The 21575-nt window shown below is 46.3% G+C and carries 24 protein-coding genes, 1 tRNA gene and 1 riboswitch; of the genes, 14 read left to right on the top strand and 11 right to left on the bottom strand.

Translation table 11 applies throughout. From position 1 onward, the window contains the following. The 8 genes from DYP60_RS14305 to DYP60_RS10355 form a co-directional block, all read left to right on the top strand. A partial coding sequence (locus DYP60_RS14305; RefSeq protein ID WP_165849557.1) for a hypothetical protein occupies window positions 1-471 on the top strand: 471 nt, incomplete at its 5' end. Window position 472: 1 nt separating this feature from the next. Beyond that, window positions 473-652, top strand: a riboswitch (cobalamin riboswitch). Window positions 653-703: 51 nt separating this feature from the next. Beyond that, window positions 704-1579 carry an ABC transporter substrate-binding protein gene (locus DYP60_RS10385; RefSeq protein WP_117330941.1) on the top strand — a complete coding sequence of 292 codons (876 nt, stop codon included), beginning with the start codon at window positions 704-706 and terminating at the stop codon, window positions 1577-1579. Continuing rightward, the gene (locus tag DYP60_RS10380) at window positions 1579-2559 is read left to right on the top strand and encodes a FecCD family ABC transporter permease (RefSeq protein WP_117330940.1); all 981 of its coding nucleotides are present in this window, start codon (window positions 1579-1581) and stop codon (window positions 2557-2559) included. Before DYP60_RS10385 ends, DYP60_RS10380 begins: the two co-directional genes overlap by 1 nt. Continuing rightward, window positions 2552-3307 carry an ABC transporter ATP-binding protein gene (locus DYP60_RS10375; protein ID WP_117330939.1) on the top strand — a complete coding sequence of 252 codons (756 nt, stop codon included), beginning with the start codon at window positions 2552-2554 and terminating at the stop codon, window positions 3305-3307. The genes DYP60_RS10380 and DYP60_RS10375 overlap by 8 nt, the downstream gene beginning before the upstream one ends. A gap of 18 nt (window positions 3308-3325) precedes the next feature. Then, the gene (locus DYP60_RS10370; RefSeq protein ID WP_117330938.1) at window positions 3326-3997 is read left to right on the top strand and encodes a lysophospholipid acyltransferase family protein; all 672 of its coding nucleotides are present in this window, start codon (window positions 3326-3328) and stop codon (window positions 3995-3997) included. Window positions 3998-3999: 2 nt separating this feature from the next. Continuing rightward, the gene (locus DYP60_RS10365) at window positions 4000-4752 is read left to right on the top strand and encodes a hypothetical protein (protein ID WP_117330937.1); all 753 of its coding nucleotides are present in this window, start codon (window positions 4000-4002) and stop codon (window positions 4750-4752) included. A 66-nt stretch (window positions 4753-4818) separates the two neighbouring features. After that, window positions 4819-5790, top strand: coding sequence for a Gfo/Idh/MocA family protein (locus DYP60_RS10360; RefSeq protein WP_237446241.1), 972 nt, complete (start codon window positions 4819-4821; stop codon window positions 5788-5790). A gap of 3 nt (window positions 5791-5793) precedes the next feature. Then, on the top strand, window positions 5794-6294 hold the full coding sequence (locus DYP60_RS10355) for a heme-degrading domain-containing protein (protein ID WP_117330936.1): 501 nt from the start codon (window positions 5794-5796) through the stop codon (window positions 6292-6294). Here DYP60_RS10355 and DYP60_RS10350 read toward each other — a convergent pair. From DYP60_RS10350 to DYP60_RS10335, 4 genes are read right to left on the bottom strand one after another with little or no spacing between them, the layout of a single operon-like run. Continuing rightward, window positions 6278-6853 (bottom strand): CYTH domain-containing protein, encoded by a 576-nt coding sequence (locus DYP60_RS10350; RefSeq protein ID WP_117330935.1) that lies wholly within the window; start codon window positions 6851-6853, stop codon window positions 6278-6280. The two genes, DYP60_RS10355 and DYP60_RS10350, sit on opposite strands and share 17 nt — an antisense overlap. 1 nt (window position 6854) lies before the next feature. Beyond that, a complete protein-coding gene (locus DYP60_RS10345) occupies window positions 6855-7631 on the bottom strand; it encodes an ABC transporter permease family protein (protein ID WP_117330934.1) in 777 nt (258 codons plus the stop codon). Between the two features lie 41 nt (window positions 7632-7672). After that, window positions 7673-8512, bottom strand: coding sequence for an aldo/keto reductase (locus tag DYP60_RS10340; RefSeq protein WP_117330933.1), 840 nt, complete (start codon window positions 8510-8512; stop codon window positions 7673-7675). 11 nt (window positions 8513-8523) lie between these two features. Then, the gene (locus DYP60_RS10335; RefSeq protein ID WP_237446242.1) at window positions 8524-8694 is read right to left on the bottom strand and encodes a zinc ribbon domain-containing protein; all 171 of its coding nucleotides are present in this window, start codon (window positions 8692-8694) and stop codon (window positions 8524-8526) included. A 95-nt stretch (window positions 8695-8789) separates the two neighbouring features. On the opposite strand from DYP60_RS10335, the gene DYP60_RS10330 reads away from it, so the two are divergent. From DYP60_RS10330 to DYP60_RS10310, 5 genes are all read left to right on the top strand, one after another. Beyond that, window positions 8790-8862 (top strand) — tRNA-Met (locus tag DYP60_RS10330). Window positions 8863-9434: 572 nt separating this feature from the next. Next, window positions 9435-9950 carry an RNA 2',3'-cyclic phosphodiesterase gene (gene thpR, locus DYP60_RS10325; protein ID WP_117330931.1) on the top strand — a complete coding sequence of 172 codons (516 nt, stop codon included), beginning with the start codon at window positions 9435-9437 and terminating at the stop codon, window positions 9948-9950. A gap of 56 nt (window positions 9951-10006) precedes the next feature. Continuing rightward, a complete protein-coding gene (locus DYP60_RS10320; protein WP_117330930.1) occupies window positions 10007-10783 on the top strand; it encodes a class I SAM-dependent methyltransferase in 777 nt (258 codons plus the stop codon). Between the two features lie 30 nt (window positions 10784-10813). Next, window positions 10814-11653 (top strand): tetratricopeptide repeat protein, encoded by an 840-nt coding sequence (locus tag DYP60_RS10315; RefSeq protein WP_133299331.1) that lies wholly within the window; start codon window positions 10814-10816, stop codon window positions 11651-11653. A 94-nt stretch (window positions 11654-11747) separates the two neighbouring features. Beyond that, on the top strand, window positions 11748-12173 hold the full coding sequence (locus DYP60_RS10310) for a flavodoxin (protein WP_117330928.1): 426 nt from the start codon (window positions 11748-11750) through the stop codon (window positions 12171-12173). On the opposite strand, the gene DYP60_RS10305 is transcribed toward DYP60_RS10310, so the two are convergent. The 5 genes from DYP60_RS10305 to DYP60_RS10285 all read right to left on the bottom strand — a co-directional run bounded on the left by DYP60_RS10305 (window position 12147) and on the right by DYP60_RS10285 (window position 19312). Then, window positions 12147-13025 carry an agmatinase family protein gene (locus tag DYP60_RS10305; RefSeq protein WP_117330927.1) on the bottom strand — a complete coding sequence of 293 codons (879 nt, stop codon included), beginning with the start codon at window positions 13023-13025 and terminating at the stop codon, window positions 12147-12149. The genes DYP60_RS10310 and DYP60_RS10305 overlap by 27 nt on opposite strands. Before the next feature lie 10 nt (window positions 13026-13035). Continuing rightward, on the bottom strand, window positions 13036-14151 hold the full coding sequence (nspC, locus tag DYP60_RS10300; RefSeq protein ID WP_117330926.1) for a carboxynorspermidine decarboxylase: 1116 nt from the start codon (window positions 14149-14151) through the stop codon (window positions 13036-13038). A gap of 3 nt (window positions 14152-14154) precedes the next feature. Then, the gene (locus tag DYP60_RS10295) at window positions 14155-15360 is read right to left on the bottom strand and encodes a saccharopine dehydrogenase family protein (RefSeq protein ID WP_117330925.1); all 1206 of its coding nucleotides are present in this window, start codon (window positions 15358-15360) and stop codon (window positions 14155-14157) included. 3 nt (window positions 15361-15363) lie between these two features. Beyond that, window positions 15364-17271: a biosynthetic arginine decarboxylase gene (gene speA, locus DYP60_RS10290; RefSeq protein WP_117330924.1), complete on the bottom strand. Its 1908-nt coding sequence runs from the start codon at window positions 17269-17271 to the stop codon at window positions 15364-15366. A gap of 262 nt (window positions 17272-17533) precedes the next feature. Beyond that, window positions 17534-19312: a bifunctional metallophosphatase/5'-nucleotidase gene (locus DYP60_RS10285; RefSeq protein ID WP_117330923.1), complete on the bottom strand. Its 1779-nt coding sequence runs from the start codon at window positions 19310-19312 to the stop codon at window positions 17534-17536. A 78-nt stretch (window positions 19313-19390) separates the two neighbouring features. On the opposite strand from DYP60_RS10285, the gene DYP60_RS14300 reads away from it, so the two are divergent. Continuing rightward, window positions 19391-19843 (top strand): hypothetical protein, encoded by a 453-nt coding sequence (locus DYP60_RS14300; protein ID WP_165849556.1) that lies wholly within the window; start codon window positions 19391-19393, stop codon window positions 19841-19843. Between the two features lie 151 nt (window positions 19844-19994). On the opposite strand, the gene DYP60_RS10275 is transcribed toward DYP60_RS14300, so the two are convergent. Both DYP60_RS10275 and DYP60_RS10270 read right to left on the bottom strand, forming a co-directional pair. Further along, the gene (locus DYP60_RS10275) at window positions 19995-20849 is read right to left on the bottom strand and encodes a DUF72 domain-containing protein (RefSeq protein WP_117330921.1); all 855 of its coding nucleotides are present in this window, start codon (window positions 20847-20849) and stop codon (window positions 19995-19997) included. Window positions 20850-21105: 256 nt separating this feature from the next. Beyond that, complete coding sequence (locus DYP60_RS10270; RefSeq protein ID WP_206363134.1) at window positions 21106-21525, bottom strand: 4-alpha-glucanotransferase; 420 nt, start codon at window positions 21523-21525, stop codon at window positions 21106-21108. Window positions 21526-21575 lie beyond the last annotated feature (50 nt).

Raw genomic sequence — 21575 nt, 5'->3', positions numbered from 1 at the left:
ACAGCGTATCTCGGAGAGTCCATACTGTTTGTTCCTGATGATATCGTCAGGAAAGATTGTCGAGTAGAGGCCATCCCGAGGGCAACGGTAAACGGCGAGGAGCATCTTCTCCACCGCCGGGCCAGCTTCTGCCGTGTACCTCCTGCCTCGCTCCCGGGAAAACGCATACTCACCCGGGCCCAGGCACTTGCGGCACACAATCCCGCCGTTGCCCTTTCTCAAGGATGGATGGCAACTGTCTTGAACTTAATAATGACCGGTGTTACTGTTTTCATGGTTGTTGATGAAGAGGAAGTCATTGAAAGTTGCCACAGACAAAGGGCTTCCTCTTCATTTTCTCCTTCGGGGATTCTCAATCCAATTATTATCCTATTAAACCACAGCTTTCCCCCTACTGGAATATTTCATTTACGGTATGAGTGGGAGTTTTCATATTCGAGACAGTCAATAGCAATATACACCAAAGGATAGACTTGACAACCCCTTCTCTAGTTCGTAGGATAGGTTGTCCATGCCAAGGGAAAGGGGTTGAAGCCCCTGCGGTCCCGCCACTGTAGAGGCTGGGAATCTGCATAAAGACACTGTGTAAACGGGAAGTCGCAGATTCTGTGTATGCCTGAGCCAGGAGACCTGCCATGGATAAATTCCGACGGCCTACGGAGTATAGGTCAGGGTATGTTACATGCCCGTGCAAAGGGGCGTTATGCACAATCGAACAGTAAAACAGTATCTTCTATTTCTGGCATCTTTCCTGCTTTTGACATTCTCTCGTGTCGGAGCTCAACCAACTCTTGAGATCGATAATCATGATAATGGGCAAGAATTGAGGATTGTAAGCCTCTCCCCCAATGTTACCGAAACCCTGTATGCATTGGGAGCAGGAGAGACTTTGGTGGGAAGAAGTGACTACTGCAACTACCCTGAACAGGTTACAGCGCTCCCATCGGTTGGAACCTTGTACAACCCAAGCCTTGAGACATTGCTTTCGCTTGAACCAACGGTGGCAATCAGCAGCGCATTTGTCCCTGAAGACTTTCTCTCTTCTGTAGAAAGAGCCGGCATAGAAGTTGTACAACTCGATACCCAACAAACCTTTCAAGGCACCTATGGGCTGATCAGAAAGATTGCCGAGGTGGTTGGAAAACAAAGTGAAGCTGAATTGATGATCCTCTCCATGCAGAATACGGTGAGGGAGGTGGTAAGCTCCTACAAAAACGAAACAAAGCCAAGTGTGTATATGGTTATCGACTTTGGCGGGTTTGATGCCACAGCCACAGGGGACACCTTTCTTGGAGAGATGATAGAACTCGCAGGGGCAACCAATGTAGCAAAAGATGCCAGAAACTGGACGTACAGCAAGGAACTGCTGATGGAAGCAGATCCTGAGATTCTTTTGCTCAATCCTCGATGGGGAGAAAGCGGAGAGGCAACCATCCAGGAGTTCAGAACCACAAAACCCTATAGTGACCTTAGTGGTGAAATTATTGTCTTTGATGCCGATTCAACCAGCAGGCAAGGACCAAGGAGCGCTGATGCATTGAAAGCACTAGCTGCCCTGATCCATCAAGGGAAACAATGATGAAGAAAGGGTTGTCAGCAACACTCGCGCTCTGCAGTATGCTCTTGATGTTGCTCTCCCTGACCTTGGGCCCGTCCAAAATCTCGCTTGCAAACACAATCGCCATACTTACAGGCCAGGAGGTTGGAGGAAATCAGGGGTACATCATTTGGCAACTGAGGCTGCCTAGGATTCTTGCATCATTTTTCTCGGGTGCGATCCTTGGATGTGCGGGCACGGTTTTTCAGGCTGCCCTACGCAACCCCATGGCAGACCCCTTCATACTGGGCATTAGCAGTGGGGCCTCATTTGGGGTAGCTCTTGCATTGTTCATAGGGATTGCACCGCTGCTTGGATTTCCCCTCAGTGCACTGATTGGTGCCAACCTCACTACCCTCTTCATCGTGGGAATGTCTCTCAAGCGCAAGAGCAGTGATACGACCCTTCTGCTTACTGGAGTAGCAGTGAATTACATTCTTAGCGCAGCAATGACACTGTTGATGTTTTTGCATCGTGAACAGTATCAACGTATTCTCTATTGGACTCTAGGGAGTTTCTCTACCAGTACCTACGCGCAGGTAATTATTCTATCAATTACGTTTCTCTTGCTCTTTATTCTGCTGCGGGCAAACCACCAAACCATGGACATGTTGCTTCTCGATGAAGCCTCTGCGCATGCAGGAGGGTTGGCAGTGGGAAAAACCCGACTCCTTCTCCTGCTTGCAGGTTCTGCAGCCAGTGCTATCTGTGTATCCTATTTTGGTGTCATCGGGTTCATCGGTCTGATGGCCCCCCATGTAACGCGTTTGTTGGTAGGTCCAAAACACAGCAGGCTCTTACTCCCTGCAAGCCTGTTCGGTGGGTTTCTTCTCCTTGCCAGTGATACTGTCGCCAGGGTCATGCTTCCTACCGGGGAGTTACCGGTAGGTATTATCACCAGCTTGCTGGGAGTTCCTCTGTTCATTTACCTGCTCCGCAAGGGACGATACCGCTATGGATAGCCTCAAGATACATCTCCTTACAGGTGGTTATGAGAAGCATCAGATTTTTCATGAGCTGGACCTCACCCTCCCCAAGGGGAAATTTATTGCGCTCACAGGTCCCAATGGCAGTGGCAAGAGCACGCTCTTGAAGTTTTTGTACAAACAGCTCAAACCAGAATCTGGAGCGGTCTATATCGATGGACAGGATATCCAACACCTCAAGCAGAAAGAGCTTGCTACCAAGTTGGGCTTTGTCGCCCAAAACGGTAAACTCGATTATGCCTTTACTGTACATGAGGCGGTTTCTATGGGTCGGTATGCATATGATGGGGAAGATAATGGTCATGCAATTGAAGCAGCAATGGAATCCTGTGACATTCTGCATTTACAACACAAGACAGTTACAGAGCTTAGTGGAGGAGAGGTGCAGCGTGTCTTGCTGGCAAGGGCGTTAAGCCAGGATGGAAGGCTTCTATTGCTTGATGAACCTGTGAACCACCTTGATGTCAGGCATCAGAGAGCCATGATGGGATTGCTTACCGAACTGGTTAAAAAGGGCTATACGGTCATCTGTGTCCTACATGATATGCTGCTTGTTCAGGTATATAGTCAACTTGCACTGGTGCTCAAGGAAGGAAAGATCGTCTCCTATGGGCCTACTGAAGAAGTCTTCACTGATGATTTGCTTAACGAGGTCTATCATATCAAGGCACACCAGGTTTATGATGGTGAACTGGACCGTAAGATTTGGCTACCCACCTGGTAGCGACAAGGATAGTTGTGCATGAAACCATTGAGCTTGTTTCTTCATCACATCTACCGTACCGTAGTCAAGGTAGGGTTGGCATTGAACTACGACTTTTTTACGTGGCAGGAAGAAGCATTACCCAAAGGTCCAAAATTATTCTGTTCAAACCATTTCAGCTCCAGTGATGTGCATTTTGTCACCACCCTTACCAATGAACCGTTGCATATGGTCATTGGTCCTGCTTTCGGAATTCCCGTCATTGGGTCTTTTCTCGGCTGGACAGAGCAGATCAAGGCCTTGAATAGAGAGGATCGCAAGCACGTTGTTGAAGAAGCCGTCTCATATCTCAAAAAAGGAGACAATGTGTATATTTTCCCTGAAGGTGATCTGAACACCCAGGAGGAGCTGATGCCCTTCAAGAAAGGGATTGCAGAGATGTATCTCTCCTACCCCGTCCCCATAGTCCCCATTGGCTTGATCGCCCCGAAAAGAAGGGTGAGAAACAAGATGAGTAAAACTGCACGACGAGAAATGCGGGTTGTGAGCAGGAATTACTATGCTAATATTGGAAAAGTAATGGAGTTTCCTGAAGCCTTGGAGGTAGCCAAGGTGGATAGAGAGGCAGCACGTGAGATGATCCTGACTGAACTCAGGAACACCATAGATTCATTGATTCGCGAAATCAAGACAGATAAGTTCTGGAGTTGAAAATGGATGATGTACAAAAGATCTTTTCAGATTTCAAGAACCGGGTTGATGAGATTGCAACACATGCAGAGCATGTACATTCAGTCTCTTTCAAAGCGGAATTGAAGAATGGCACCTCGTTCAACTTCTCCTTTAATGCGGAGAAGTTTGCAAAAGCAAAGAACCCAGAAGGGGCTTTCAAGTCCTATAGCATCTTCAATGGAATTGTGGACATTATTGCTTCCCTTTCCAGTATTGCAATGATTGCATACTTGATTCTTCAAATGCCTGATGGACAGGGGGTAAGAGTGCTGACATTTCTTACCTATTCTCTTTTTATCATCAGCTTTATCTGCTCAGCACTCTTCCACTTCTTCTCTACTGAACAGAAGGCCCATGTAATCTTCAGCTATATCAAGGAAAGTGCAAAAATCTTTGCTCTTGCTTTGGCTAACCTCTTGTGGGCACATATTCTAGAGCCTTCAAGCCTTGTCATGGTCAGAAGTCTTTCCTTGTTGTTGATCGCCCTTGCATTCCTTTTCCTCTCAGGAAGGACCCAGCTCTCATTGCAAGTAAGTTTAGCCATAACGGCCCTCTTGCCTTTCGTCTCACTGGTCGTTGATACCAGCATGGATTCCATCCTGCGTAGTATATTATTCAGTCTCTGGTCTATCGCCACCTTGGTGTTCAAGCCTGAATCCCGTATGAAAACCAACTCAGCTTTTGCATTGATGGGAGTAATCTCATTCTCCACCGCTCTCACAGCTCTGCTTTAATGGCGCATATTGTATCTTTTCATTCTGTTGAGTTGCCTCTATACTGAGAACATCAAGGAGGACGCTATGATGAGAATGGGAATTCTGGGGGCAGGCAACATCGCCCGCAAGATGGCTGCGACCATAGGTGAAATGGAACAGGTGGAAGCGTATGCTGTTGCTTCCAGAGATTTGCAGAAAGCGCGTGCCTTTGCCCAGAAGTGGAATGTACGGAAAGCATATGGTTCTTATGAGGAAATGTTGGGTGACCCTGATGTCGATTTGGTGTATGTCTGCACCCCACACTCCTTGCACTATGAACATATGATGCTCGCCCTTGAGCATAACAAACCGGTACTCAGTGAAAAGGCATTCACGATGAATGCCAAACAAGCACGAGAAGTCATTGCATTGGGGAATAAGAAAAAGCTTCTGGTGGCTGAAGCCATCTGGACACGATATCTTCCCATGCGACTGGTATTGGACCAGATTCTTGAGCGCAGGGTCATCGGGGAACCTCATTCTCTGACTGCAAATCTCTGTTATCCTGTCAAAGGTGTGAAGCGTATGATGGATCCAGCGCTTGCAGGGGGGGCACTCCTTGATCTCGGTGTTTACCCGATCAACTTTGCCATGATGGTCTTTGGCAATGAGATTGAATCAATAGACTCGTCTTGCATCAAGACTGACAGCGGTGTCGATGAATCGAACTCCATTACGCTCTCCTTCAAGGGGGGGAAGATGGCACTGCTTCACTCCTCAATGCTCAGCACGAGTGATAGGCGAGGTGCCATCTTCGGCAGCAGAGGTTATATTGAGTTCTTGAATATCAACAACTGTGAAGGGATCAACGTATATGACCGTGATTACAATCTGGTTGAAACCTACAAACCTTTCAAGAATATCACCGGATTCGAACACCAAGTTGAGGCATGTAGAAAGGCACTCGAAGAAGGAGAAATAGAACTCAAGCAGATGCCGCATAGTGAAATCATCAAAGTAATGGAAGTGATGGATACCCTAAGAAGCCAATGGGGTGTGCATTTCCCAGGAGAATAAGATATGGATTTACAAGAACAGATTGCGCTGGTGGAGAGCCAAGAAGCACTCCTGCAGTTTGACCATTTCTCCAACCAGGATGCATGGGAATTGGGAAAGGTGTTTGTGCAGGAAGCTTTGGGCAAAGAGATTCCTATTGCCATTTGCATCAAGACACTGAGTGGCAAGACGTTGTTCCACTATACTGCAGAAGGATCAAACAGAGGATCCCAGGACTGGATCGAACGCAAATTCAATACGGTCCAGCACTTTGAAACAAGTACATTGGGATACTCTTTATTTCTTAAGCAACGGGGAGCGACATTGAGTGAACGGGGGCTGGATCCAACCAAGTTTGTTGCTTGCGGAGGTGGGTTTCCCATTGTTGTCCGATCAGCTGGATTGGTTGGGGCAGTAATGGTAAGTGGTCTTACCGACTTGGAAGATCATGATGTTTTGGTACGTTGCATCAGCAAGTATCTCGGGGTAGAGAGTGTACCCAACTACCCTACGAAAGCTCCTTGAGCAAATGCATGTAATAGCGTTCCTCAATACGTTCTTGGGGAACACCTAACAATGAAAGTACTTCGAGCAAACGGGTCCTGGCATACGGGACCTGTTCTTCTGCCTCCAGTACGAATTCCATCTCTAGAAACCACCCAAGGGAAGCAATTTCAACAAGCTCAATGTGCAGCGCTGAGAGTGTTTCATCAACCTTCCATTCATAGGAATACCCACGTTTTGTTTTTCTGATATACACTTGATACCCAAGGCTCAGGAAAAATGCATGAGCTTGCTCTGCTTGGTCAGAGGAAGTGAGAAACTCAACTTCTTCATTGACTTCAATTCCCCCTTTCAGGTTTTTATATTTTCTTGTAAAACGGACGTTTCCAGAAAGCTCATGAAATGAGGGACCAAAACGTTCCATTCTAAGACGGAAAAGTGGTTCATCTCCTAGTAGTGCATAGTAGATATCATCCTTCTCCTCACAACATGCATCTACAATTCCAGTATGTTGCTCAATATCGTGCATGAGTGTGATGGGATCATCTACATGTGCTTTCAGTTCAACTTCATAGGACATATTAATCTTTCCAGGGGAAAATCATATTCTTTAATGATCGGTTGCCAACACTTTCGCGCTCTTCATAGAGCAGTTCATCCCAAGGGATATGCTTCCTGTCTGCGTCTGCTTCTGCTTCAAGATAATCATACTTGTACATCATCAGTTTGATGGCATCACTACTGGCAAGCAGCATACCGGTTACCCCAGGGGCAAGACCAGCAAGAAGTGCTGAGAGTGCAAGATTTATAAGTTGGTATACAGCAAAAAACAACGTAAAGGGCAAGTTGTCGAATACGATGAGAAAGCTCTTCTTCAGTGTCTTGATTGGACGATCGCCAGGCATGGAACGGAAGAGTGCCCAGTAATAGAGAAGGGCAAAACTCAATCCCATGAACAACCAGAAAAGGATAACACTGAGCAAGGTGCCCACCACATTGCCATAGCTCAGATAAAAAGGTACCACGAACAAAATGAGGGAGAGATCAAGGGCGGTAAGAAGCCAGTAAAAAAGACTATGTCGCCAAGAATCACGAATCCCATGTTTGAATCCTTCCCAACCAGGCCGTTCATATTTCGAATATGCCCAGGCAGAAGCAGATGCTCCTGCAGTGAAGAAGGCAAATAAGCCAATCGATAAGACCATGGCGAATGCTGCCAAAAGACCATTGGTTTCCATTAGACTCATGCTACCCATGAAGGCTAGCAAAATCAGAAGAAACCCAAGGTTGTGGACAACCATCGAAATGAGGTTGTCCCAGCCATCAAAGAACGCTTTTTTAATGAAGAATCCAGTCATGCTACAAGAGTACTCATACGCTTGCAGGAAAGCAAGAGGTTTTAGAAGGAGGTTTCATCTGGATTCTGTGTAGGTCCACAGATATTCTCCATTGCATCGAGTTGTGCCATTTGCTTGTCATCCAACGTGAAATCGAATATGTCCTTGTTCTGGAGAATGGAGGATGGTGTTACTGATTTAGGAAGCACAACATACCCTTTCTGGATATTATAACGAAGACATACCTGTGCAGGGCTCTTCCCCACTTCTTCTGCAATTCCTTGAACCAGAGAACTGGTCAGCAACGCACCGGTGCCTAATGGGCTGTACGCTTCCAACACCATCTGCTTGTCCTTGCAGTATTGGACCAACGGACGTTGTTGTTCTCCTGCAAAGAGGCGGATTTGATTGACCTGTGGTTTAATCTCGGCCTTTTCAAGCAACGACTCAATATGGTGTTCCCTGAAGTTACTGATACCGATGCTCTTGATCAGACCCTTTTCAACAAATTCCTCCATTGCCTTCCAACTTCCCCTGTTGGCATCCTGCCAATGAGAACGGGAAGCAATGGGATTGGGCCAATGGATCAGATACAGGTCAACATAGTCTGTTCCCAATTTTCTCAGGCTTTCCCAGAAAGCTTCCTGTGTTTGTTCATAGCCATGATCATTGTTGTGGAGCTTGGTGGTTAGAAAAATCTCCTCACGAGCGATACCGCTCTCTTGTATTGCTTTTCCAACGCTGACTTCATTCCCATAGGCAGCAGCAGTATCAATATGGCGATATCCTACCTCGAGTGCATAACGAACACTTTCATATGCCACCTTACCTTCTGGTATCTGCCAGGTCCCGAACCCAATTTGTGGAATCTCGAGATTGTTGTTCATCTTCACCGTCTGCATAAAACCTCCTGTTAATTCAAGAAGAAATCAAAAATATCCCATTCTGTCTGCCCTTTTTGCTTGAACAGTTCAGTATACCCACATCTAGTACAGGGTATCGTGATGAACCGTTTGCTTTGGGCATCGAAAATCTTGGCAATATTGCCACCATATTTTGGGCACCTATATTGTTTCTTCTCCATGCATGTAAGCATACCATGGTTTTAAGGAACCAAAAAGTGATAAAAACCCTCTTGACTAACTGTTTGGCCATTGGCTATAGTGTGGGAGTTGCTGTGGCGGCATAGCTCAGTTGGTAGAGCAAACGGCTCATATCCGTTCGGTCAGGGGTCCGAGTCCCTTTGCCGCTAGAAAGACCTCCTTGGAATACCAGGGAGGTCTTGTTGTATCATTGCACACAACCCAACTACCGCTGGTTTCGTTCGATCACCACAATCCAAGTAAGAAGCAATCCTCGGCTCAAAATATCAACAGCAAGTTCCCCGAACGGGAGAGCATCTCTTTCTGTCTACACATGGTTTCTTGCTCTTGATACCCTCTGACAGCGGATGAAGGGTGGACCCTTCGGCGATGAAAGCTTCTCCGTGCTTTTCCTCTATCCCTGTAGTATGTCTCCTGAAACACGCTGAAATGGTTCAAATCTGCACTCCGGGATTGTACCGGGGAGCCATCTCATGACAAATACCCACAAACCTGAGATCAGGAAAGAGTGCGGTAACATTACTACCATTTACTGCTTCCTTGCGCTCTGTAGCAACTTCTATGATGAAAAGATTATGCGCTTCAACAGATGCTGTAGCCTGGAAATACAGGCCATAACGCTTGTATAGTGTTATCCATCAAGGGGTACAAGACAAACATGGGCACTCCCTGCTTCTCTTACTCTTGCTACAAAGTCTATGTTTCATAGTATACTCAATCCATGAGACTCTTTTATGCACTCCTCTTCCCAGAGCATACATTGCGAGAACTTATTTCCATCCAGAATGCCATTAATCCGTATCTTTACAAAGGAAATGCTACAAGAAAGGAAAATCTCCATCTTACTCTGGCTTTCTTGGGTGAACAGGACGAGAAACTCCTTCCTTTGCTCAGTTCCATCTTGGATGCATTACCGGGAAAAGAGATTGAAGTTACATTCAATCATCTAGGGGTATTCCCAAAGAAGGGAGGGGATATCATCTACACTGGAATTGCATACCACCAAAGACTGTTCCAAGTACAGAAGACACTTATAGCTTTATTGCAAGAGTACCACGTTGTTTTCAAGGATACCCGTTTCAAAGCACATGTAACACTTTTTCGAAGAGCACAGTATGAAGAGATTCCCAGTTTTACTCCCTGTATCAGCAGGGCAAGCAGTATAGCCCTCATGCAGTCACACCGCGTGAGGGGAATACTCACCTACTCTCCTATATATTCTAAAATATTGCAATAAATACAGTTGTATCTCTTTTGATTGCAAACTTTCCCCTTTCATGCTACCGTAATAGCATGGATGGATATGTTGAGCATAATGCAAAGGCTTGGGATAGTGAGGTTGATAAACACAACATCTGGACAAACGGTTGTACTGAAGAACAGATAGAAAAAGCTCAAAAAGGCGAACTTGATATGGTGCTCTCTCCCTTTAAGCAGGTTCCCCCTTCCTGGGTAGCAGATGTGAAAGGAAAAGAGATACTCGCCCTTGCCTGTGGTGGAGGACAGCAAGCTGTTCTTCTCTCCCTTGCAGGGGCGCATGTGACACTTTTCGATATCTCTGAAAAACAACTTGCACGGGATGCATCATATGCTGGGCGTCTTCATCTGGACATGAAATTCTGCAAAGGTGATATGCGTGACCTCTCCCGGTTTGCTGACTCAACATTTGACATGATCTACAACCCAACCTCAACGTGTTTCATCGATGAGGTGCATAGCATGTATCATCACTGTTACAGGATCCTGAAGCCGGGAGGACGATTGCTTACCAGTATTACCAATCCAGTACTTTACCTCTTTGATGAAAAGAAAGCCCTTAAAAACCACTTACGGGTAAAATACACAATCCCTTACTCTGATTTGAAGAGTCTTGGAAAGAAAGAGTTGGAAAAACGGATGAGGAAAAATGATACCATTGAATTTTCCCACACACTGCAAGACCTGCTTGGTGGGCTTACAGATTGCGGTTTTCATTTGACCGGAGTCTACACGGATACTGCCGGATTCATGATGATCGACAGCTATATCCATGACTGTTATCTTGCGGTACGGGCAGAGAAGAGCTTGTAGGGCGCAAACCCATCTGTGTATACTAGAGGTATGGAAAACTACTTTACACGATTATTGATCTCCAGTGAACTTGATGACCCGCTCTACTTTGCACGTGTGCATCAGAATATTGCTGACCTGGAGAAGAAGCGAGTTGCACATTTCAATGAATATGGACCCATTAATCAGAAATACATTGTTTTGATGGGAGAACTTAATATGGCTTATTATCGTGCAGGAGAGACACAGAAGGAGCTTGAGATAGCACAACAGATTTATCAAACAAGCCAACTCCTTCACGGTGAGGAGGATGAGGCGACTGTTGAGGCAATGATAGCCCTCGGCACCTCTTATCTTGATAACGGCCTGAGTACAGAAGCACAGTCCATTGTTGAGAACTTACTGAGTCGGGACTTCACCAAAGAAGACGGGCCTTCCTACGACCTCTATATTGATTTACTCTGCCTGCAGGCGGACATCTATTACAAGCGAAAGCAGTTTGATGAGGAGCTCTTGATTCGTCAACAAGTACTCACCATACTCACCTCCTTCCAAGGTTCTACAAGCAGTCAAAGCATCATGGCACGTTGTGCACTAGGGGTATGTCTGGAGAAACGATACGCATGGAGAGAAGCACTTGAACAGTACAGGATCATCCGCTCTTACCTTGATATTGAGACAGATTTTGCTTCTGAAGCAGAAAAGATTGGACTGCTTGTGCACATTGCACGTTGCTATCGCAAACTTGGGGAGGTGGAAGATGCAAAAACCCTTTACCGATGGGCTCACCGTAAAGCGCATGTTTACTTTGGTCCTGCTTCTCCCTTGGCTTTGAAAATGCAGAGGATTCTTAAGGCTGCTGAACAAAATAAGAGATCCTATCATTCTTGACACACTTCCCTACAATGATGTAGTAATTAGCCAAAAGAGTTAGCTTGCACTAACCCTTATGGGATACATGAGAGCATGCCCCTATGGAGGAATTATGAAACGCATTGCAATTGTATATTATAGTGGAACAGGAAATACTGAAGCCCTGGCTCAGGCCGTAGCAAAGGGAGCAAAGGAAGCTGGAGCGGAGATCAGGATCATCAAGGCAGGACTTTTTTCAGCAGATATGCTAGGGAACTATGATGCTGTCGCGTTTGGTTGTCCTGCTATGGGATCAGAGAACCTGGAGGATGAGGTATTCGAACCCATGTTCGATGCAATCCTTCCCCATCTTAGTGGAAAACCTGTTGGGCTCTTCGGCTCCTATGGATGGGGAAATGGGGAGTGGATGGACGAATGGGCTGAAGTCACAAGAGAATCAGGTGCAGTATTGGTTGCAGATCCCGTCATTGCCTTGGATACTCCTGAAGAAGATTCACTGGAAGCAGCATTTTCACTGGGAACAGCGCTTGCTGGCTAATCCCATAAGGAAATATGTGAGCTTGCTTGCAGTGTAGGAAGGATGATGCAGGATATTGGGAGCCAATTCCACTACATCACAACCAACTATCGTCCTATTCTTGGTGAGGACGGTAAGCAATGTAATCGCATCCCACCAAGAGAGCCCACCGGGATCTGGGGTGCCTGTGGCACTCATCAGCCCACAATCGAACGCATCAACGTCAAAGGTGATGTAGAGCTGTTTTGGAAAAGAAGCCGGGAGATCAAGCGTTTCTATCGCGTGGATGCTCTTTTGGTTATAGAGAAACGATGCATCATAGTGGCCGACTTGATAGCGCTCACGAGCCTCAAGATCCTCTTCACTGTAATTTCGAATCCCTACTTGAAAAAGTGGTATGCCAGCTTCTACCACACGCCTCATTACCGATGCATGGCTGAGTGTATTGCCTTCATAGGCGTTCCTCAAATCCATGTGTGCATCAAATTGTAGAATACCTACCGCCCCTCTTGGGAAACGGTCTCTTAGGAGTGGGATGGCAGCATTCGTTACTGAATGCTCTCCACCCAGAAGCACTGGGATGGCCCCATGGTTATGCGCCTGTAAAATTGCCTCTGCAGCAGCAGCTACTGCTTGAGCAACCATACCGTCAGTTCCAATCGGCTCTCTTGTATGAATGCCCAGTAATCCAGGATTTCCAAATCCCTCAACAAGTTGCTCGAGCTGTGATGATGCTTCAATAATGGCTGCCGGGCCATTTGCGGTCCCCCCCATATAGGAAACTGTATCTTCCAAAGGAAACGGAATTACATGAAACCGTGCAGTCTCTTTATCGCTGTTGGGAAATTCTGAATCCAAAAACCAATGTTCCATCATATCTCTCCTACGACAATCGTCGTTGATACTCATCAAAGCCGAATGTCTTCACCACGTTATACTCTCCATCGTGATAGATGCCGATATCCGGTAAGGCGATACCGTTGAACATGGTGGTCTTTACCATGGTGTAGTGCATCATGTCACAGAGGATGAGGCGGTCACCGATTTTGGGTTTTTTTGCAAAGGTATACGTACCAACCCAATCCCCCGCCAAGCAAGAAGATCCTCCAAGACGATAGGCTCCATTTTCTTCAAGTTGGGCTCCCACCACATTTGGTGAATATGGCATCTCCAGGCAGTCCGGCATATGGGCAGCAAAGGACGTATCGAGCATCAAGGTTTTGATGCCCCCATTTTCCACGATGTCAAGAATTTCTGATACGAGATACCCGGTCTCCCAAACGAAAGCTGCACCTGGTTCCAATATAAGCTTGATATGGGGATGACGTTCATGGAAATCCCTGATTGTCTTTTTAAAGAGATCCAGGTCATACCCTTCCCTGGTTACCAAATGACCACCACCAAGATTCAACCACTCGATCTTTCCTAGCAGATGCCCCCAGTGTGTTTCAATGGATGCCAATGTATTCGCAAGTTCTTGAGCTCCACTCTCACAGAGATTATGGGAATGCAATCCGCTTACACCCTCCGGGAGAAGAGGAAGATCCTTTGGGAGTATTCCCAAACGGCTTCCATAGCTACAAGGATCATACATGGCTGTGGAGACTGTTGAGTACATCGCATTGATTCGGAGACCCAATTTCGCATTGCCGCTTCGATTGCGATAGGTTTCCAGTTGGGAAACAGAGTTGAAGGTTATGTGGGTTGCCATGGAGGCAATTGTTTCAAATTCGTTCTTTTGATATACCGGGGCATATGCATGAATTTCATTGAAATAGGGGGATGCCAGAAGAGCTTCATTCAATGAGGAAGCTGTAGCACCTGTTGCAACAGAGGCCAACTCAGGGAATACTGCATACATTGCAAACCCTTTCAGGGCAAACAAGAATGAGACGGGAAGCTCCTTTTGCAGCTGTTCAATAACGGAAAGGTTCTTTTTTAAGAGCTCATACTCCAGCACGAAAGCTGGAGTATGGGTAATCTTTGTTACATCGATCATGGGCTACTCACCAAAGGCAAGCTTGCCATCGACAACCACTTCCCAAGGAAGCCCGAGTGGTCCAAGTTCTTCCAAGAATGGATCGGGATCGAACTGTTCCATAGTATACACTCCAGCTTTTGACCAGATACCACGGGCAACCAAGCTGGTTCCCAGTGCAGCAGGAACCCCGGTAGTGTAGCTTACTGCTTGCGCTTTCGTATCCTGATATGCCATCTGGTGACTACAGTTGTTGAAAATGTAGAGAGTCCTTTCCTTGCCGTCTTTTATTCCCCTGATCTGGCAACCAATGGAGGTTTGCCCCTTGTAGTTTTCTCCCAAGGAGGAAGGTTCTGGGAGCACCGCCTTGAGGAACTGCAATGGCTGAATTTCCATTCCCTGGAACATGATCGGCTTGATGCTTGTCATACCAATGTCTTCAAGTACTTTGAGGTGGGTAATGTATTGCTCACTGAAGGTCATCCAAAACCGCGCACGCTTCAAGCTTGGATAGTGTTTTACCAAAGACTCCAACTCCTCATGGTAGAGCAGGTAGCTCTCCTTTCCACCAATACGGGGATAATCCACGTTCTGGTGGATTTCCAAAGGCTCGGTACTTTTCCACTCCCCCTGTTCATAGTAACGCCCATTCTGGGTAATCTCACGGATATTGATTTCTGGATTGAAGTTGGTTGCAAAACTTTTTCCATGATCTCCTGCATTACAGTCTACTATATCGAGATAGTGCATCTCATCGAAATAGTGTTTTGCAGCATAGGCGGTGAACACATTGGTCACCCCTGGGTCAAAACCACTTCCAAGTAGAGCGGTCAATCCTGCTTCTTTGAACTTCTCTTGGTAAGCCCACTGATAGGAGTATTCGAAATGGGCTTCATCCTTTGGTTCGTAATTTGCAGTATCTACATAATCTACACCATACTGCAAGCAGGCATCCATGATAGGGAGATCCTGATAAGGAAGCGCGACATTCAGTACGATATCAGGCTTGAATGTTTCCATCAACCTGACCAAAGCTTTCACATCATCGGCATCAACTTGAGCGGTTTGAACCGGCACAGGGCCGGCTTCAGCGGCAATTGCATCACATTTTGCTTTTGTCCTGCTCGCCAACATGATTACTTCATAAAGGTTTTCCATTCTGGCAGATTTACGTACGGCAACATTACCAACACCACCTGCTCCTATGATCATCAAACGTTTTTTTTCCATGTATTACTCCTCTTGGTCGGTTTCGTAGTAGGTATATCCTCTGAGTCCGGCTGTATAGGCAGCAATGATTCGCCGCCTCTCAAGCGGGGTTATTTTTCCATCCTGAACGGCTCGTTCAGCTTTATTTCTGATTAATGCTTCAAGATGCTTTGGTTCGTATTCCACATAACTCAACACATCAGCCACCGTATCACCTTCCAACTCATTGTGAAGGCGGAATTTCCCATCCTCATAGGTAACAGATACAACATTAGTGTCTCCAAGCAGATTGTGTAAGTCACCCAGCGTTTCCTGGTAAGCTCCTACCAAAAATACTCCAAGGATGTAATCATCATTTTCCGGAAGGGAGTGCAAGCTGAGGGTCTTTTCCACTTCCCAACGGCCGATGAATCGGTCAATCTTCCCCTCACTATCACAGGTGATATCGCTCAGTATTGCTTTTCTATCGGGCCTCTTGTCCAGCATATGGATCGGCATGATGGGAAACAATTGGTCGATCGCCCACACATCAGGAAGTGATTGGAAAAGACTGAAATTTCCGTAATAGATATCAGACAACTGTTGCTCCAGTTTCTCGAACTCAGGTGATTCAACTTCTCCATATGATTGCTTGATCTCTGCAACGATAGACCAGTAAACATGCTCTGCAGCAGCACGTTCTCGCATATTCACCTTGCCATAGAGAAACTTGTTCCGGATCTCCTCACGATAATAGTTCAAGTCATTCAGGCACTCTTGGGCATTCTTCTCGTTGAGCATCTTCCTTACATACAGGAGGTTTTCCAATGCAGGGAGGACTTCTTGATCGAGATTGGCTTCAACATCTTCCCCATTCCAGAATATGTTGGTGTCGAGGATGTTGAGTAACAATACCGAATAATAGGAGACCAATGCTCTTCCAGACTCACTGAGCAAGGTCGGATGCGCAACACCCTCTTCCTTACAGATTGTCATTACTTCCTCGACGATATCATCACAATACTCCTTGGTGGAATAATTCCTGCTGTTGGAACTATCGGTATGAGAGCCATCATAGTCTATAGCCAATCCACCACCGATATCCAGCAATCCCATGGGTGCACCCTCATGGACCAAGCCACAGTAAAAACGAGTGGCTTCAGTAGCTCCCATACGGATGTCCCTGATGTTGGGAATTTGACTTCCCAGATGGTAGTGCAACAGTTTTAGGCTATCGAGCATCTGCTCTTTCCTGAGTTTGTCCACCACCTGAATGACCTGTGTGGTATTCAAACCGAAAACACTACGATCCCCACCACTGTCTGTCCAATGCCCACTTGCAACAGTGGATGGCTTCATCCTGAGCCCAATATTGGGTGTAATACCCATAGCCCTACTTCGTTCCAGAATGATATCAACTTCCCCTGGCATTTCAACAACCAGGACGGTCTGGACGCCAATTGAAAGACCTCTGAGAGCCAGATCGATATACTCTTCATCTTTGTACCCATTACAGATAACATAGGCTTCAGGATCATCAATATGTGCCAATGCGATCAAAAGTTCAGCTTTACTGCCGGTCTCTAATCCATGATGATATTGCTTTCCGTATTTACAAATTTCTTCAACAACCTGCTGCTGTTGGTTCACCTTAATAGGATAGACCCCTCGGTAGGTACCGGTGTAACCGGCATCCTTCATAGCACCAAGAAAACTCTCATTGATGTGTTGAATCCTTGAGTCAAGAATGTTGGAAAAACGTAGAAGCACAGGCAACTTCATGCCTCGTTCTTGCAAACCCTTGACTATGGATAGCAGGCTTACCTGACTCTTGGGGTCTTTATCCTTAAGCCGAACCTCGATTTCCCCGTTTTCGGAGATATGAAAATAGTCATTCCCCCAGGAATCGATATGGTATAGTTTTCTTGCATCATCTAGTGTCCAAGTGTCCATTACTACTCCTCATAGGTCTTTTTGTTTCATCAGTATACCAGAAATGACCGACTCTGCACACAGAGGGGATGACTCACCAGTGAAGAAAGCGGATTTCATCACTCTGTCAAAAAACGAGGAAGCAGTAGGGTATTTGGCTAAAAATACTGTTGCATTGAGTTTCTTCTCACCGAGTGTGTGTGCACCCAGAGGAAAACACACAAAGATGATGAACAAGAGGTATAGAGCAGAGGGCTGGCCAAGCGACCAGCCCTTCCTGTTGCTACTTAATAATCCCTTGTTTCTTTAATTCATTGATGTTTAATGATTTACCGTATGGAACCTCAAGCTTTCCCTCATTAACCATCTTGATCACTTCATTACGATATGGGCTATCAAGGTTCACGCCCACAATCTTCCAGTTGTTGTCAACCTTTGGATAGATGGTTCCTTTTTCCTTTATGTAGGCAACCAGCATATCGCGAATTGAGTTTGGGCTTTCCCACTCTCTCACCCCTGATACCAGCTTCTGGGCCTTCAAGGCTGATGAGTAGCGGTAATTGTTCACAGCAAGGGTAAGGTTCTGTGTATCAGAGAGAGGCTTGCCCTTGAACATGACGTTTTTGATACGCTGGCCTACCGGCTTGCTGAGATCAATCTCATAGTCGACACCACTGAACATATCATAGAGGTAACCCGGCTTATCAGGATTGAAGCTGATGGAGATGTCCCCAGGCTTCCACTGGTTGTAGCAGGCAGCAGACCACTCCATATATGCTTTCAGTTCTGCACCGGTAACCGGTACGCGATAGAGGGTGTTGTCAAACTTGTAGATGCCAAAGATAGTTCCGTAGTTGATTGGACCCTTGGGAATATCACTGGTGTCTGCAAAGAGAGCAGCAGCTGATACATCAGCCCCACTATTGAGCAGTTGTACCTCATTGATGAGATCCATGACTGCTGTATCGCGTAGTTTGCCCTCAGGAATGCCCATAATCTCATTTTTGGGTTGGAAGTCGACCGCTGCAGTTCCGAATATCCCGCCACTGGTACTTCCATCAGCTGATGGGGCTCCTCCTGAAATAAAGTCTCTGGTAGCCTGATGAGCCTCCTTGATGAAATCATTACCCCTGATCAATTCACTCGGCTCATAGTCTGCCATATCGACGATAGTTACTTCTCGTCCATCAACCTGTTTATTTTCATCGAGACTGAGGTCGATCCTGATGACTTCACGGCCAAGGTTCTTTGCCCCACCGATTGCAATAGTATTCTGAACCTCAGCAATCGTGGTATGGGCATGACCAACAATCAGCACATCTATTTCAGGACAGAGTTCCAGGATTGCGAGTCCTCCATCACTACCACCGTCCACGTCATATTCTGGATAAAGACCCACATGAGCAACTACGACCAAGACATCGACTTTATCAGCAAGAATATCCACTGCGCGTCTGGCTGCAGGTCCTACCGGGGCATATACAAAGGGGTCCGTCTTCTCACCATCCCATCGGGGGGCATTCGGATTGGTCAGCCCAATGATGCCAACCTTTACTCCTGCTCTTTCAACAATGGTATACGGCATGGCTGCCATGGTTCCATCAACACGGGACATGTTCGCTGAAAGCACGGGGAAGTTGGCGAGTTCCTGTATACGTTTGATCAGATCCTCACCAAAGTTGAATTCATGGTTACCTAAGGTCATACTGTCATACTCAAGAAGATTCATAGCACGCATGACCGGATGTTCCCCTTCTCTTTTATTATAGAGATCATCGGTCATAATATTGCCTTGGATGGTATCACCATTATCAACTAGGATGACATTTGGATGCGTTGCACGCACCTGCTCTACATAGGTCGCGATGCGAGCCATCCCGTTGTTGTTTGTCTCCTTGTCGTTCTCGTAACTGAATCCCCAGACATTACCGTGAATGTCAGTGGTTGCAAGAATGACCAGTTCGTTCGCCTGTTCAGGCAGAGGCTGCGCAAAGAGGAATCCCATTGTGATGCAAAGCATCAAAATGCCGAGTAATACCCGTTTCGAGAGTACTCGTTTCATCTGCTACTCCTTTTTCCCGATTACCTATCGGTTGTATGATGTTGTCTCAATTCTACCACAGCTTTCCATGAATCCAAAATGAAAGGTATCAATACCCCAGGGCAAGCCCTGGACTCATCAGGAGGCGTTGCCTCCTTTTCCGCCCCAAGGGACGGGGTATCTCACCTTGCTTTCCCGGCACTCGCTCGCGAATCAATGGTACAATCGTTTCGTAATTTCCTTTCCATCTTCGAACTGTGCTTCGTACTCAACAGCCCCTACATGGTCATAACGAACCCAGGGACCATGTTTCACCCCATGCTTGAAGTTACCTACTTGCCATACAACCCCATTCTCCCGGTAATAATGCCAGAGCCCGTCCATAAGGTTGTCCTTGATTGGCCCTTCAGCTTTGACGGTTCCATTCTTAAAGAAATAAGTCAGCTTGTTTCCCTGCATCCGCTGTGCAACCTGACCGTTCGCATACGTTTTTACTTTTTCCATTGGTTACCTCCTTGTTGCGCACAATTAAAAGAGCAAGGACCAGATTAATCCTTGCTCGTAGGTTGTAATTTTGCACAAATGGATTTCTGCAGAGAAATCCTGCAGAGCGTTCAGATACTTTCATAACAGGAAAGCCAACCATGATGCTTGCCTCCTGAATACACTTTACCCTAGCACACCTTCCTGCTTTCGTACATCGTTAGGTATCGGCTTCCTGAAGATAATTCAGCAACTTCTTGATCGTCAGAGGAGCACTTCCTTCGTAGTGATTGTTAACGTTGATGTAGATTACCTTTCCCTCCTGGGCAAGCTGCACAATCTTTGGCGCTATTGTGCGTAATTCCTGATCATGATTTTCTAGGATACGGTCCCATCGTCCTCCACTCTCCTTCTCCATCTCTTTTCTATCTTCACCATGTAATCTGACACAAAAAGGTGAATGAAGATGAGTACCAGATTGCTGCAACTGGGCATCCAGATCATCCATCCAGTACCCTGAGAGTAATACAGGACCAATTTGCCTCTCTTCCAAGAAGGAAAAATAGGATGCATCCATCCATGCAGGATTCCTGATCTCCAAGGCATAGGGAAGCGAATCCGGAAGTAAGGTAAAAAACCTATCAAGTGAATCAAAGAATTCGCTTCGTTCCCGGAACATGGTACGGTTTAGGTATCCGAATTGGAACATCAACAGTCCTATTTTAGGTATGATTGGTTCGAGGGTCTCTATAAAGCGATAGAACACCTCCGCATCAAGAAACCAGGGATTTGCTTCAGTTTTACTTTGGTATGCAAAGGGTAGTGTCAACGTATTTGGACATTTGATAGTAAAACGAAAAGATTCAGGTGTATCTTGGTCATACGCTCTTACATCTTGAGGATCGGGAAGGCCATAGCTCTGCTTCCCTAAAGACCAGAACCATCTATCGACCTCAACTGTGTTATAAATCTTGGCATACTGCGCAAGATATCGTTGTGAACTTCCCTTCTCATACACCAACCCTTCCCAACTTTCGTACTTCCAGGAACAAGTTCCAAGGTGCAAGGTATCCATGCCTTAGTGTAGCGAGGCTGATAGGATGGGGCAAGGCCGGAACCTTGCAGTTCCGACCTTGTCAGGAAGATATATGAACACCGCTTGGGCGCTATAATCAAGTTCCCAGCCTTCCATCCCTCGTTGATATAGTTACCAAGTGGGAAAGGTTGCGGGCAAGTCCATCTGTAAACTCCTCTACATTCACCCTCCAGCTCCATAGGTAAGCACCATTTCCTTGTCCTGGGCATCGAGTGAATTGAACCAAAGTATTCTCTTACTTTCTTGAAGAAGGTTTCCCCGTCCACATTGATCCATTTTCCTCTCTCTGCGGTGCAATCCCCCGTGGGAATCTCATAATAGGTAGTTTTACCTCCTGTACCTTTTGAAAGAGTACCCTATCATCTGAAAACGATGGCGAGGAAGCCAAATCTTCCGGTGAAAGGAAACCTTCGTGCATCAGAGCTTCTAGATCTATGAGCAACTCATTGCCAGCGAAGGTGGAACGAGGTGCATAAGGAGAATTGCCAAACCCAGTAGGATGGAGTGGCAAGAGTTGCCAAAGGCGAATATCGGCCTGCTCCATCCAATCGGCAATGGCATAGGCATTACGCCCCAAGTCACCAATACCATAGGGAGAAGGAAGACTGGTGAGGTGCAACAGAATACCTGCATCTCTTATATGCTTGCTATTCATTGTTGCACACCTCGTTTACTGTATGTGGATTTCATGCTCATCACCCTTTC

The sequence above is a fragment of the Sphaerochaeta halotolerans genome, from assembly GCF_003429665.1.
Classification (GTDB): Bacteria; Spirochaetota; Spirochaetia; order Sphaerochaetales; family Sphaerochaetaceae; genus Sphaerochaeta; species Sphaerochaeta halotolerans.
Note: the sequence above shows the minus strand (reverse complement) of the source record. Positions and strands in the feature narration are given on the sequence as shown.

Excerpts from the sequence above, each read along its gene's own strand:
- DYP60_RS10385 (WP_117330941.1), top strand. The coding sequence starts at position 704 with ATGCACAATCGAACAGTAAAACAGTATCTTCTATTTCTGGCATCTTTC.
- DYP60_RS10380 (WP_117330940.1), top strand. The coding sequence starts at position 1,579 with ATGAAGAAAGGGTTGTCAGCAACACTCGCGCTCTGCAGTATGCTCTTG.
- DYP60_RS10375 (WP_117330939.1), top strand. The coding sequence starts at position 2,552 with ATGGATAGCCTCAAGATACATCTCCTTACAGGTGGTTATGAGAAGCAT.
- DYP60_RS10370 (WP_117330938.1), top strand. The coding sequence starts at position 3,326 with ATGAAACCATTGAGCTTGTTTCTTCATCACATCTACCGTACCGTAGTC.
- DYP60_RS10365 (WP_117330937.1), top strand. The coding sequence starts at position 4,000 with ATGGATGATGTACAAAAGATCTTTTCAGATTTCAAGAACCGGGTTGAT.
- DYP60_RS10360 (WP_237446241.1), top strand. The coding sequence starts at position 4,819 with ATGATGAGAATGGGAATTCTGGGGGCAGGCAACATCGCCCGCAAGATG.
- DYP60_RS10355 (WP_117330936.1), top strand. The coding sequence starts at position 5,794 with ATGGATTTACAAGAACAGATTGCGCTGGTGGAGAGCCAAGAAGCACTC.
- DYP60_RS10350 (WP_117330935.1), bottom strand. The coding sequence starts at position 6,853 with ATGTCCTATGAAGTTGAACTGAAAGCACATGTAGATGATCCCATCACA.
- DYP60_RS10345 (WP_117330934.1), bottom strand. The coding sequence starts at position 7,631 with ATGACTGGATTCTTCATTAAAAAAGCGTTCTTTGATGGCTGGGACAAC.
- DYP60_RS10340 (WP_117330933.1), bottom strand. The coding sequence starts at position 8,512 with ATGCAGACGGTGAAGATGAACAACAATCTCGAGATTCCACAAATTGGG.
- DYP60_RS10335 (WP_237446242.1), bottom strand. The coding sequence starts at position 8,694 with ATGGAGAAGAAACAATATAGGTGCCCAAAATATGGTGGCAATATTGCC.
- thpR (WP_117330931.1), top strand. The coding sequence starts at position 9,435 with ATGAGACTCTTTTATGCACTCCTCTTCCCAGAGCATACATTGCGAGAA.
- DYP60_RS10320 (WP_117330930.1), top strand. The coding sequence starts at position 10,007 with ATGGATGGATATGTTGAGCATAATGCAAAGGCTTGGGATAGTGAGGTT.
- DYP60_RS10315 (WP_133299331.1), top strand. The coding sequence starts at position 10,814 with ATGGAAAACTACTTTACACGATTATTGATCTCCAGTGAACTTGATGAC.
- DYP60_RS10310 (WP_117330928.1), top strand. The coding sequence starts at position 11,748 with ATGAAACGCATTGCAATTGTATATTATAGTGGAACAGGAAATACTGAA.
- DYP60_RS10305 (WP_117330927.1), bottom strand. The coding sequence starts at position 13,025 with ATGGAACATTGGTTTTTGGATTCAGAATTTCCCAACAGCGATAAAGAG.
- nspC (WP_117330926.1), bottom strand. The coding sequence starts at position 14,151 with ATGATCGATGTAACAAAGATTACCCATACTCCAGCTTTCGTGCTGGAG.
- DYP60_RS10295 (WP_117330925.1), bottom strand. The coding sequence starts at position 15,360 with ATGGAAAAAAAACGTTTGATGATCATAGGAGCAGGTGGTGTTGGTAAT.
- speA (WP_117330924.1), bottom strand. The coding sequence starts at position 17,271 with ATGGACACTTGGACACTAGATGATGCAAGAAAACTATACCATATCGAT.
- DYP60_RS10285 (WP_117330923.1), bottom strand. The coding sequence starts at position 19,312 with ATGAAACGAGTACTCTCGAAACGGGTATTACTCGGCATTTTGATGCTT.
- DYP60_RS14300 (WP_165849556.1), top strand. The coding sequence starts at position 19,391 with ATGAAAGGTATCAATACCCCAGGGCAAGCCCTGGACTCATCAGGAGGC.
- DYP60_RS10275 (WP_117330921.1), bottom strand. The coding sequence starts at position 20,849 with ATGGATACCTTGCACCTTGGAACTTGTTCCTGGAAGTACGAAAGTTGG.
- DYP60_RS10270 (WP_206363134.1), bottom strand. The coding sequence starts at position 21,525 with ATGAATAGCAAGCATATAAGAGATGCAGGTATTCTGTTGCACCTCACC.